The following is a 12,483-nucleotide window of genomic DNA, read 5'->3' as shown; positions in this document are numbered from 1 at the left end:
TCAGGCGACGGTCTCCTCGTCCGTGACGGTCTCGGCTGAGCGGTAGGTCACGTCGTAGGCCGCCACGTCGAATCTCCGGAGGCGCCTGCGATACCGGAAACTGAAGTCGGGCCACAGCGCTATGTTCCGGCCAAAGCTGTCGAGAAACCAACTGCGGCAACCGCTGACCCACACGCTTCCCGCGGTCATGCGCTCGATCTCCCGGTTGTATTCCTCGACCACCTGCGTCCGGACCTCCACGGTCGCCAACTCGAGTTTCTCGAAGGTCGCAATGCCGTCGGCGATGTAATTGACCTGGGACTCGATCATGTACAACGCCGAGGAGGATCCCAATGCCGAATTCGGGCCGAGGAATATGAAGAGGTTCGGGAAGTTGGGGAGTACCGACCCTTTGTATCCGAACGCCCCTTTATTCGCGATCATGTCCTCCCGGATCGTCGTGCCGCCGCGCCCGCGAAAGATATCGTTCCGGCGTGAGGTCTCGAAAAGGAAACCGGTGCACAGGATGATGGCATCGACGTCACGCTCGGTGCCGTCGGTCGTGACGATCGAGTTCTTCCGGACCTCCGCGATACCGTCGGTGATGACCTCGACGTTGTCGCGGCCGAGCGCCGGGTAATAGGTGTTCGAGGGCAACATTCGTTTGCAGCCTGCCTTGTCGCGCGGCCTGACCTTGTCACGCAGTTCCCGGTCCCGCACCTCCCACCAGAGTTTCACGCGCCCCGAGATGGTGAAGAGCGCCATGGCGGGGTGGAACTTGGTGTGCCCGACGATCCACCCTTCGCGTGCGAGGTAGACCACGGCTCGCAGAACTCGTTGCAGCCACGGCACGTATCGGTAGGCCAGCCGCTCCGGACGGGTATGTGGCCGGTCGAGTTTCGGCATCACCCACGGGGCCGAGCGCTGATAGACGTCGAGCCGTGCGACATCCGGCGCGATACCCGGCACTATCTGCACCGCCGACGCCCCGGTTCCGATGACGGCCACTCGTTTGTTCGTCAGGTCCGTATCGTGATCCCAACGGGCGGAGTGAAATTGCGGGCCGTCAAAGTCTCCGAGTCCCGGGATGTCCGGGTACTTCGGTTCGCAGAGACCGCCGGTGGCGCACACCACGAGATCGGCGGTGAACGACCCCTTGGAGGTCATCAGTTCCCACTGGGACTCCGACTCGTTCCAGCGCGCGTCGGTCAGTTCGCAGCCGAAGATGTGATTCTCCCGGACGCCGTGCCGGTCGGCCACGTCGAAGATGTACCGCAGGATCTCCGGCTGGGTGGCGAAGGCCCGCGACCAGTCCGGGTTCGGCTCGGCAGCAAAGGAATACAGATTCGACGGAACATCACATCCGGCGCCCGGATAGGTGTTGTCGAGCCAGGTGCCACCGATGTCGTGGTTACGTTCGATGATGACGAAGTCGTCGTGGCCCTGCTGTTTCAAACGAATGGCGAGACCCAGCCCGGAAAACCCCGAACCAACGATCACCACCCGCCATCGCCGTTTGATGGGGTCGGCGTCCTCGGTGGTCTGTGGGGCCGCAGCCGATGTGCGCGTCATCATCAGACGTCCGCTTCCACCGCGACGCGTTCGTACTGGCGGCGGTCGGCGTCGACCCCGGCCAACCGATAACCCAGCCGCGCCGTTCGCTCGTCGATCTTCACCGACGAACCGTCGACCGGCAGCGCGAATCGATGCAGACGCCGGTACTCGTCGTGATCGATGGCACGACGCCCGTCGAGCATGCGCAGGGTCGCCTCCTTCGACAGTCGTGACCGATACCCGGCAACGACTGTGCCCGACCAGAATTCGCCGACGCTGCCGGAGCCGTAGCTGAACATTCCGACACGGGCATCGGCGAGGTCGTCCTCCGTCGTCTCGAGGAGACTCAACAGCGCCACATAGATCGACGCGGTGTAGGTGTTGCCGATCCGCCGGTTGTAGACCTGGGTGGGCGCCATCAGATCGGCGATCCGGTCCTTCGATGTCACGTCGCCGTTGAGTTCCGCCAGGTGGTGATGCGCCTTGTTCGCCATCTTGGTGAATGGCTGGTGGTAACAGAACCGGTCGATGTCGTCGTAGGCGAATCCGCCGTGCGCGCGGTAGTCCGACCAGGCGCCTTCCAGCGACGTCATGTACGCCTCGATGGAGAACTTCCCGTCGACGAGTGCCGTCGTCCGATGGTTCGGCCGCCAAAAGTCCATGACGTCCTCGGTGTGCACCCCCGACGGCCGGTCGAACCGGAGGATCGATGGGTCCGCCGAGATCAGCATGGCGACGGCCCCCGCCCCCTGTGTGGGTTCCCCTCCGGAACCCTCCTCGTACTTCGCGACGTCGCCGGCCACCACCAGGACCTTCTCGTCCGGGTCGGCCCGCACCATCGCACCCGCCATCATCACCGCCGCGGTACCGGCATAGCAGGCCTGCTTCAGCTCGACGACCCGGATGTTCGCGGGAAGACCCAGCACACCGTGCACGAAGACGCCGGCCGCCTTCGACTGGTCGACGCCGGTCTCGGTGGCCAGCAACAACGTTCGCACGGCGGTGATGTCGCTGCGCTCGGCGATGGCGCCGACGGCAGCTGCGGCCAGCGACACGATGTCCTCGTCCTCGCCCGCGATACTCATCTCGGACTGTCCGATACCCGCGTAGTACTTCTCCGGATCCACCGAGTGTGCCGCTGCGAGAACCCCGAGGTCCAGAGCGAGACCGGTGGTCGCGAGTGTGATGTCCTCGATTCCTATGTGCTCGATCATGTGGCCGACTTCCTTTCCATCGAAAGATGCGATTGCATGAGTTCACCCGGATTCGTTTGTGCGGCAAGCAGAGACAGCTCCCCGCAGAGCACCGTCGCCGCGCACAATCGCGCCAGACGGCGGGCGCTCTCGCCCGCAGAGCCGGAATCCGGCGCGCATCCCATCGCGGCCAGGTTCGCGCGGACGAAACCGGACGTCTTGCCATTGCCGACCGTGCCGACGATGAGGTTGGGCAGGCTGCAGGAGAAGTACAGGTCGCCGTCCCGATCCTCCGCGTAGGTGATGCCCTGAGAGCCCTCGACGATGTTCGCGGCATCCTGCCCGGTGGCCAGGTAGAAGGCCAGCAACATGTTGGCGTAGTGGGCATTCGCGGTACGCACGCCTCCCGACAGCACCGATCCGACGAGGTTCTTCTCGGTATTCAGGGCCGCCACCCGGGCAGCCGTAGTGCGCAGCTGCGACTCGATGATCGATCGCGGCACCAGGATGTCGGCGACCACCGATTTGCCCCGGCCGAGAATGCCGTTGATCGACGAATTCTTCTTGTCCACACAGAGATTTCCCGAGATCGAACTGTAGGACACGGGGTAGGTCGCCACCATCCGGTCGATCAGTTTCTCCGCCGCCAGTGTCACCATGTTGTGCCCCGACGCGTCGCCCGTCAGGAAGGAGAAGCGCAGGTAGAGAAGACTTCCCACGACCTCGGTGTGGACGGACTCGAGTTCGGCATATGCGCTGCAGGCGTTGACCACGGCCTGCCACGGAGTGAGATCGGATCTGATGGCCTCGGCCACCTCCACGGCGGTGCGCCCGTCGGCTGTCCGCATCGACACCGACCGGGTCATGCAGTCGCGGGCCACGGTGACCGCGATGCCGCCGTCGACCTGCCGCGAGATCCGGGCACCGCGCCCGACGGACGGCCAGAGCGGCGACTCGAAGGTCGCGAGCGGCACCAGAACCTCGTCGACACCCTCGGCACCCGAGATCCGCACCGGCCCGATCCAGCGCATGGGCACCGGGGCAACCAGATCGCGGTCCTGCTCGGCCACCGGCTCAGTCATCGTCATCGGCTCTCTCCTTTGTGATCGGTGACATCACGTGCGACATATCCACTGAGGTCGAAGCCGCGGGCCAGACATTCCTCCCGCACCCTTCCGGTGATCACCAGATCGGTGTGGAGAAGTCCGGAAGTCCTGGTCGCGCCGAGCAATCCGTACAGCGCGCGCAACTGGGTCTGCCATCGGATGATCTCGTCGTGCAGTTCGTCGACGCCGCGGCTGATCAGGGTGTGCAAGAAATGTCCGGACACACCAACGGCTTTCGCGCCGAGGGCAAGCGACCGGATCACATCGAGCGGGTTGGTCACTCCCCCCGAGGCGATGATCGGTACGCCCGGATCGGCCTGATCGAGTTCGATCAGCGCGACGGGCGTGCTCTGCCCCCAGGAGTGCAGGTAGCCGAACATCCCTCCGGCCTCGCGGCGCGCATCTTCGATCGCCGCGAAATTCGTGCCTCCGGACCCGCCGGCATCGACGGCGGAGACGCCCACATCCCGCAGGAGCCGTGCGGTCTTCGCACTGATCCCGAATCCGACCTCTTTGACGATCACCGGGACGTCCAGTGTTCCGGTGATGGATTCGATACTCGACAGCCAGTGCCCGAACCTGGTGTCCCCCTCGGCCATCACGATCTCCTGCACCGCGTTGAGATGAATCTGCAGGGCATCGGCCTCGATCAGATCGACGACGCGACGAGCGTCCGTGGGACCGTAATTGGCACTCAGGTTGGCGAACAGGAAGCCGGAGGGATGGTGATCGCGGAGGGTACGGAATGTCGGCGCGGTCGAGGGGTCCTTGAGATACGCGCTCATGGAGCCGCCGGCGATCGACAGCCCGGTGGCGGCGGCGACCTCGGCCAGCGCCGCGTTGATCCAGCCCGTTCGGGGTGATCCGCCGGTCATGGCGTTGATGTAGAACGGCTGCCCCCAGCCGGCTCCCAGCACGTCGGTTGCGAGATCGACGCTGTCGAGATCGACTGCGGCACAGGCATGATGAACAAATCCGACGTCATCGAACGGACGATCGATCCGGTCGACGGTGTGTTGCGCGTCCGCGAGCCGGACGTGGTCGTCCTTCCGGGAGCCCGATGTCACGGTCATGACATCGCCCGTCCGCCCGACGACCGGAGAGGCAGCACCGTATAGCCCAGGTCCCGCCATACATCGGCGACCGTCGCGCGCGCCTCGGCATTGTCCGCCAGGGCGATACAACAGTCGCCGCCACCCGCGCCGGACACCTTCGCCGCGACACCACACCGGCTCGCGCTGTCGATCAATGCGCACAGCTCCGGGGTGACGATCCCCGCACGATGTCCGTCGTCGCCGCGGTCCACGGCCTCCAGCAGACACTGTGCCCGGTTCACCATGCCGGCGATCGCCCGGCGGTCATCACGGTCCAGAGCCCCTCGGAACCCGGACACCATCCGATCACTCTGTGCGAGAAGCCCATCGGACAGCCGCCCGGACGCCACGGCGGCGAGTCGCGGTGTCGAGGCCGGTCGTCCGGACCAGCCGACGACGAGTCCGGCGTCGTCCGGCGGTGTGCTGATCCGTTCGATCCTCAGGCACGGCCATCTCTGCGCGATCAGCGCTGCGACATCGGTGTCACGCGCACGCTCGTCGAGCCAGACGCGGTCGGGAGACCGGTAGTCGACCCAGCCTCCGAACGATGCCGCGGCGAGGTCCGCGCCCGAAGCACGTGGATTCACCTGCACGGTCGCGAGATACGCGAGTTTCCACTGTTCAGCGGCCGTGAGTCCGAGACCCAGAAGGTCGTCCAGGGCGCCGATCACCGCAACCGTCACCGCGGCCGAACCTCCCAGACCGTATTTCGCCCCGGTCACCGGATCGTCGAGGTCACCCGAGATGACGATCTCCACACCCGTCGATTCGCCGACACCGCATGCGGTCCCACCGATGGCCAGAACCTTCGACACCGCCGCGCCGACGTAGTCACGCCGTGAGCCCGTCGTGGCGTGCGGAAGCATCAGATCGGCGATGGCATGCCGGGCCGTGAACTCGACACGGGAGCTCAGCACCACGACCGACGCGGGATCGTCGGTGCGGCGCGCCCTGACGTCGATGGTGCGGTCGACGGCCATGACGATCGCCCGGCGTCCGGGTCTGGTGACCGCGTATTCGCCTGCGATCATCAGTTTCCCGAAACCCGATGCGGTGGCGGTCGACGTCATCGTGTGGCTTCCTGCCGCTGGTCCCTCGGCAATGACGCGGGGCCGCGCCGGATCTCCACCGGCGGACCCGCATGGGCCACGACGACGGACAGTCCCGGGACCCGATATCGCAGACGGTCGGCGATCCGATCAGCGTGGTCCGCGGGGCACAGCACTTTCACGTTCGGGCCTGCGTCGACGGTGGCGTACGCGGGCAGGCCGTCGCGGCGCATCTCACGGACCTGTTCGAGGACCTCGAGCGTGCGGGGACGGAAATAGAGAATCGGCGGCCGGGTCGCCATCATCGACGCGTGCATCGCCAGGGCATTGTGTTCGGCGATCTCTCCAAGGTCTCCGAAGTCGTTGCGCGACAGAGCATCGAGGGCCATTTCGAGGTCGCGTGCGCTCGATTCCACCCAGGCCGGATGATAGGGAGACGTCGCAGCGGTGGTCGCCATGCCCCGCCGGCTCGACGTCTTCTTGGGACCGCTGTCGATCATCGTGATCACGATGCCGAGTTCCAGCCCGCCGTCGTCGAGCGGCGCCGCGACCGACGTCTCGTCGGTGCCCGTCGGCCACATCGCGAGACCGCCGAACACCGATCGCGCGGCCGAACCCGATCCCCGACGCGCCAGACGGGAGAGGTCACGTGATTCCGTGGACAATCCGCATGCGGCAGAGGCGGCCGCCGCCAGCGCGGCGAAGCCGGAGGACGAGGACGCCAGCCCCGCCCCGGTCGGACCCGCATTGGCGGTCTCGACGCGCAACGGCCGGTGGACACCGGCCGTAGCCCGCACCAGGTCCAGGAAATCCGCGATACGGCCGGCGGTGTCGCCGGTGGCAGCGCGGCCGTTGAACAGGATCACGTCACGATCCCCCTGCGCGGGGCCGACGGTCGTCGTGGTCGGGAAGACGTCGACGGTGAGCGAGAGGCTCGCGGTCGCCGGCAGGTTGTACACCGCATCGGCTTTGCCCCAGTACTTGATCAGCGCGATGTTCGGATAGGCGACGGCCGTGACGTTCTCACACACGATCGCACCACCGGTCCCGTGTCAGCTGCCAGCACTGCACCGCACCGGCCGTGTGTAAGGCCTCGACGACCGATCCGGTCCGCCCGGGTTCGACGGCGGCGATCACACATCCGCCGAGCCCTCCCCCGGTGAGTTTGGCCCCATATGCTCCGGCACTCTGCGCAGCCATCACCGCGCGATCGGTGGCCACACTGCTGACCCCCAGCTCGGCGAGGCAGCGATGGGCGGCACTCATCAACCGGCCCACCATGATCGGGTCATCACGTTCCGCGGCGATCACGCCGTCGTCGGACACCCGGATCAGTTCGGTCATCCGATCGGTCAACTCGGGCGAGCGGGCGATACCGTCCGCTACCGCCTCGACGGCGACATGGGTACGGCCCGGAGTTCCGGTATCGGCAACCACCACATCACATTCCATGGCGACCACGGCCTCGGTGGCCCGCCCCCGGGTCACCAGAACCGGATGTTCGTTGGCGACCCCGTGGATGTCGATGCCACTCGACCGGCCGTGTGCGGTGGTCTCCGCGATCTGCACCAGATCGAAACGATCATTTGCGCTCAGCACCCGGTCGTACAGATCGCAGACCGCGTCGACGATCGCCAGCGCCACCGCCGCACTCGAACCGAGGCCGCGTCCCGCCGGGATCGAGTTCCGCACGTCGACATGAACACCCTCGGTCGCGCCCAGGTGACCGAGTGCCGCGACCGCGGCCATGGCGGGTGCACTCCAGGGACCGTCGGACTCGTCCCCGATGGCCCGCCGATCGAGTCGACGGCCGTTGAGGCACAGGTCGATTCCGCCGAACCTCATCGGCGCCACGCGCGCCGTCACCGTGACATCCGGGACCGGCAACACCAGTGCCGGCGCACCGTAGAGGACCGCGTGCTCGCCGAACAGCACGGCCTTGCCATGTGCGGCGCCCATCCCCTGCTCCCCGCTCACCGACTACCCGGATTCACTCGGCGCGCGCACGGCACGCAGCCGCGCACGGGCCGCGGCTCCCAGTGGTGAGGGGAAGAAGGCGGGCACGCGCTGCGCGTATGCCCGGTAGGCCGCACCGAATCTCGCGATCAGGTCGCGCTCCTCGAGGACCGTGCCCACCACGATGTATCCGGTCATGCCGACCGCGAACAACAGATGCCCGGCGGTCATCGTGCTCGTGAACCAGAAGCACAGGAGCAGACCGGTCATCAGCGGATGCCGGACGAAGCGGTACGGGCCGTGGACCTGGAGACGGTCGGCGACAGCGTTCGGTACGCGGGTCACGTAGTGTCGGAAGGCCTGGCTGATCCCGAGCAGATAGAAGTGGTCGAGCAGCAGAGTCGCGGCATAGACCACCACGAATCCCACCCAGAAACCGGTGGCGAGAACAATGCCGACGGCGCCGTGCACCTGCCAGATCTGGTGCGGCAGAGGCTGCCATGCCAGGCAGACCGCCCACACGACGATGCACGTCATGAGCACGTACACACTGCGTTCGAGCGGCTCGGGGACGCGTCGGGTGATCCACACCTTGAACCCCGGGCGCGCCATCGCCGAGTGCTGCAGACCGAACAGGGCGATCAGCATGAGGTCGATGATCACGGCGGGCGCGGTCGCCATATGCGGACCGTCGTCGATCGTCTTGGGCAGCCACCAACCGCCGGCGAAGAGCAGCATGAGCGGGACCGTGACACCGGCGAGCGCGTAGACGGCGAGCGCCAGCAGGAACGGCACGAAACGCCGGGGATCGGTGGCCACCTCCCTGAGGCCTGCCGACCGGGTCAGATCCATGCGAACCACGGAAGCAAGCGTGAGCGGACGGTCCCCTGCTCGATCTTGTTGTCCAGCTTTGCTTTCCACTTCTCACCGTACTTCTCGTTCAGGAAGGTCCGCGGAGCGGCCACACGCCAGGCCGAGTTGATGGTCATCCAATAGGGCACGACCACACCGGGGTCGACCTGCCTCATGAAGTCCATCTTGTCCGGGATCTCGCTCCAGTGGACGCCGGGATAGCGGTGGTGAACGCTGTGGTAGCCCTGATTGAAGATGAAGAAGTTCAGCACGTTGCCCGCTGTGTTGAGCGACTTGCTCGGGTCGTCGGTGAAGCCGCGCGCCGGAGCGTGTGTGAGCCAGGCGAAGTAGCCGGAGTTCACCGAGATGATCACCAGCGGAACGAAGTAGAACAACAGGAACGGCAGGCCGACGAAGAACCACGTCACGGCCGCAAGCACGACGACCAGACCGAGGTCGATGACGAACTGGCGCCTGCGCTTACGCCGCCCCGGTGACACATCGGCCGCGAAGAGCATCCGGATGGTGTGGCCTTTCACGATGTACCAGTAGGTCATCCAGTACCAGACGGCCCCCAGCCCACGGTCGCGTCCTTCGGTGGAGGTGACATCCCCCGGGCCGTCGTTGAACCGATGGTGATTCAGTACGTGGACCTCCCGCATCTCGGCGGCCGTCAACGTCGACGGCATACAGCACAGGAAGTCCACCAGCCGGTTCATCCGCCGGGACACGAACAGCGGGCGATGGGTGTGCATGTGCAGCACCCCGATGGTGAGTGAGAAGTTCAGCAGGGACAGTATGACGATGAGAGGGATCGCCACATACCAGGTCCTCGCGATAGGCACGGTGAGCGCGGCGACCAGAAATCCGAGCCACAGCACGATGTGCATCAGCGGACCGACATTCGCGGGGTTCTCCAGTTTCAGCACCCGCCGGGAGAACGGCTCCCGTTCCGGAACGGCATGGTGGCCGTCCACACGTGATGACGTCGACGTCATAGCGGCACTCCTTCGGTGATGTTGTCGAGCGCGGTGTTCGAGAGTTTCGTGGCGAATTCGCCGATGGCGAGGGGATCCCGGAGAGGTAGCCGGTCCAGCGCGCCGAAGACCAGATGGTCGGCGATCATCATGCGGCGCACGTCGGCGTCGGAGAGTTCGCCTGCCAGCCGTTCCGACGGCAGTTCCCGGACCAGATGAAAGGTGGTGTCGACGATCAGCGCCCCGACCCCGCTGCTGCCCCCGACCGTGTTGCCGCGTAGTACCGGGGGCGGAGCGAAGCCCGCACCGACGCGAGTCTGCGTGTCGAGCATGCGATGGATGGCACGGTCGGCGGCATCTCCCAGCCGCCGCAACATGACGGCCCAGGCGGTCGACGATCGCGTCGCGAGGAGTGCGGCGCCGAGCTGACGGCGTCGCGGGTACGGCCCGGGTTCGTCCACCGCACCGCAGAGGAATGCGGTGGTCGTGATCGACATGTACGAGATGGCCGCTCGCGCACCACGATCGCCGACATGAGCACCGAGATGTTCGAGCAGCGCCAGGGCTCCGAGGGTCGGGGCCAGCAGCCGGAGCATCACCACCCGGGTGAGTTCCTCGCCGTCACCCACGCCGTGCGCCGCGAATTCACCGTCCCGGAGATCGTTGGCCAATTGCGCTGCGATACCGACACATCCGGCCTGCTCCCGCACATGCTCGGCGGTCGCGGAGCAGTCGGCGACGAGCATCGACGCATACAGGGTGACCCGCCCCAGCACGCCCTCGCTGTAGTCGATCCGCGACAGCGGTTCGATCAGGTTGGCCGCCATCACGTCGCCGACATCGACGAGCATGCGGCCCACTCGGTCCCGGCCGTCGGAGGGCAGCGACGCGACCAGCGTGCGGATGTCGTCGATACGGTCCGCGAGCAGGAGGTCGACCGCCTCGCTGTCCCGGGCGGCGACGGCGTCGATCGTCGGCGGAGGAGCGGATCTCCCTCCGGTCATGTACCCGGCCGCAGCTCGCACGGCCTCGACGGCGATCTCGCGAGCCGCCAGATCCTCGTATGCGTCGAGTACCCGACAGGCCAGGAGCGCGGCGGTCGCCTCCGCGTGCAGCGCCGGACGGAGCAGGCAGATCGCCACCCCGAGGTTGCGGCCCGCCGGGATCAGCGCACGCCGCGCCAGTTCCGTCGGCGATCCCGCGGACCGCAGGGCAGCCAGGTCCGCAGGCCGGCGCAACTCCCGGAGGGCTCGCACCACCGCGACGAACCGGCTCACCGGCCGACCACCCGCATCGCCAAGCGGGACAGGTAGTCCCGGGCGGATGAATCCGGGAATCCGGCCACTGCCACGCACGCCTGTTCGGATGCGTGGATCGCCGCTTCCCGTGCTCGCGCGGTCGCACCGCTGCGCACCAGATCCGCCTGCAGGTCGGAACTCTGAGTGCTCGGACTACGCCATTTCGCATGCGCGCCCGCATCCATGTCCAGCCATTCGATGACCGGCCAGGTCACCACCCGCCGGTCCAGATCACCGCAGGCGTCCTTCCCCAGCGCCGGACCGCCCTCGACGTCACGGACGTCGTCCATGATCTGGAAGGCGAGTGCCAGTTGGTCGGCGTAGTACATCAGCGAAAGCAACCCGCGGTCGTCGACGGAGCCCGCGGTACCGCCATAGGAACACGCGAGCCGGAACAGGGTGCCGGTCTTGGCGCGGGCGACGACGTCGTAATGCCTACGGAGCGCCTCGTCGTCGAGAATCGGTGGCATCGTCTCGACCAACTGGCCGAGCGACAGTTCGGACAGGGTGTTCAGGTACGTGACACCGGCGACGTCCCCGAGCCGGACGAACACCGACGGATGATCGGCCATCACCGTCGCGACGACACCGAGTGCGGTGCCGGCCATGTGGAAACCGGCATGGACGGCATTGCGCACACCGAAGACCGCGGGGACCGACGGTCGACTACGGCGACGAAGGGATCCATCACAGACGTCGTCGTGAATCAATGACGCCTCGTGGAGCATCTCCATCCCGCAGGCGACGTCGACGACCCCCAGCAGGGAAACCGACTCGGAGGACGGCACCAGCCGCGCGCAGGCGATTGCCATCGCCGATCGAATCCGTTTTCCGGGACTCGACAGAATGTGCGAGTAAACCGGGTCAAAGGCACCACCGGACACAAGAATCGCATTCATGCGTTCGGCGATCAGCGGACGGTAGTCCTCGATACGGGTTGGCCGCCCGTCGGGCAGTTCGACGTCCGGACACACGTAGGGGCCCGGCACACCTCGCGGAAAGCCGGCATCGGACGGAGCATTGTCCTTGTCGGACAACATATTCGGATAGCTGACCATCAACCGGCGCCATCCGTTCCGGATCGGGATACCTCCACGGCCGAAGACATACGAAACGTCCCCCTCCACGTCAATCGCAGCACCATCAGAGAAATGAATAAATGAGATCCGCGTCTCATTTAACCCTCATTTCGGCAGTGAACCACTGCCTCCCATCAAGTGCATACTTTCGTGGGACCGCCCTTTTACGACAGGCCGTCAAGGTGGTTGCCGACTAAGTTATCGGCGTCAATCACCGTCGAACTCGGAATATCCGCAACCCGATTCGGGCAATCATCCGGCTGTGCCACGTGACCCGAATCCGAGACGACGATTCATCGCCGCACGTTTGGTTGACCACCGATCAATGCCCGAAAACCGGCGAATC

11 protein-coding genes are annotated in these 12,483 nt (G+C 66.0%); all 11 read right to left on the bottom strand.

All coding sequences use genetic code 11. The annotated features are described in order from the left end of the window. Genes AC4JJG_RS06555 through AC4JJG_RS06505 form a run of 11 tightly spaced genes read right to left on the bottom strand, consistent with a single transcriptional unit; the run spans nt 1 to nt 12,185 of the window. Nucleotides 1–1,554, bottom strand: a complete 1,554-nt coding sequence (locus tag AC4JJG_RS06555) for a flavin-containing monooxygenase (protein ID WP_495400121.1) — start codon at nt 1,552–1,554, stop codon at nt 1–3. Continuing rightward, nucleotides 1,554–2,747 carry a hydroxymethylglutaryl-CoA synthase gene (locus AC4JJG_RS06550; protein ID WP_495400120.1) on the bottom strand — a complete coding sequence of 398 codons (1,194 nt, stop codon included), beginning with the start codon at nt 2,745–2,747 and terminating at the stop codon, nt 1,554–1,556. The genes AC4JJG_RS06555 and AC4JJG_RS06550 overlap by 1 nt, the downstream gene beginning before the upstream one ends. Continuing rightward, a complete protein-coding gene (locus AC4JJG_RS06545) occupies nt 2,744–3,814 on the bottom strand; it encodes a hydroxymethylglutaryl-coenzyme A reductase family protein (RefSeq protein WP_495400119.1) in 1,071 nt (356 codons plus the stop codon). The genes AC4JJG_RS06550 and AC4JJG_RS06545 overlap by 4 nt, the downstream gene beginning before the upstream one ends. Further along, complete coding sequence (gene fni / locus AC4JJG_RS06540; protein ID WP_495400118.1) at nt 3,811–4,905, bottom strand: type 2 isopentenyl-diphosphate Delta-isomerase; 1,095 nt, start codon at nt 4,903–4,905, stop codon at nt 3,811–3,813. The genes AC4JJG_RS06545 and fni overlap by 4 nt, the downstream gene beginning before the upstream one ends. Further along, the gene (locus tag AC4JJG_RS06535; protein ID WP_495400117.1) at nt 4,902–5,996 is read right to left on the bottom strand and encodes a phosphomevalonate kinase; all 1,095 of its coding nucleotides are present in this window, start codon (nt 5,994–5,996) and stop codon (nt 4,902–4,904) included. Before AC4JJG_RS06535 ends, fni begins: the two co-directional genes overlap by 4 nt. Further along, a complete protein-coding gene (gene mvaD / locus AC4JJG_RS06530; protein WP_495400116.1) occupies nt 5,993–7,006 on the bottom strand; it encodes a diphosphomevalonate decarboxylase in 1,014 nt (337 codons plus the stop codon). Before mvaD ends, AC4JJG_RS06535 begins: the two co-directional genes overlap by 4 nt. After that, the gene (gene mvk, locus AC4JJG_RS06525; RefSeq protein WP_495400115.1) at nt 6,999–7,934 is read right to left on the bottom strand and encodes a mevalonate kinase; all 936 of its coding nucleotides are present in this window, start codon (nt 7,932–7,934) and stop codon (nt 6,999–7,001) included. Before mvk ends, mvaD begins: the two co-directional genes overlap by 8 nt. 21 nt (nt 7,935–7,955) lie before the next feature. Beyond that, nucleotides 7,956–8,783, bottom strand: coding sequence for a methyltransferase family protein (locus AC4JJG_RS06520; RefSeq protein WP_495400114.1), 828 nt, complete (start codon nt 8,781–8,783; stop codon nt 7,956–7,958). Next, a complete protein-coding gene (locus tag AC4JJG_RS06515) occupies nt 8,774–9,781 on the bottom strand; it encodes a fatty acid desaturase (protein WP_495400113.1) in 1,008 nt (335 codons plus the stop codon). Before AC4JJG_RS06515 ends, AC4JJG_RS06520 begins: the two co-directional genes overlap by 10 nt. Beyond that, nucleotides 9,778–11,037 carry a hypothetical protein gene (locus tag AC4JJG_RS06510; protein ID WP_495400112.1) on the bottom strand — a complete coding sequence of 420 codons (1,260 nt, stop codon included), beginning with the start codon at nt 11,035–11,037 and terminating at the stop codon, nt 9,778–9,780. The genes AC4JJG_RS06515 and AC4JJG_RS06510 overlap by 4 nt, the downstream gene beginning before the upstream one ends. Next, nucleotides 11,034–12,185 carry a polyprenyl synthetase family protein gene (locus AC4JJG_RS06505; RefSeq protein WP_495400111.1) on the bottom strand — a complete coding sequence of 384 codons (1,152 nt, stop codon included), beginning with the start codon at nt 12,183–12,185 and terminating at the stop codon, nt 11,034–11,036. Before AC4JJG_RS06505 ends, AC4JJG_RS06510 begins: the two co-directional genes overlap by 4 nt. Nucleotides 12,186–12,483 lie beyond the last annotated feature (298 nt).

The organism is Gordonia sp. B8661-1, assembly GCF_059427765.1.
Note: the sequence above shows the minus strand (reverse complement) of the source record. Positions and strands in the feature narration are given on the sequence as shown.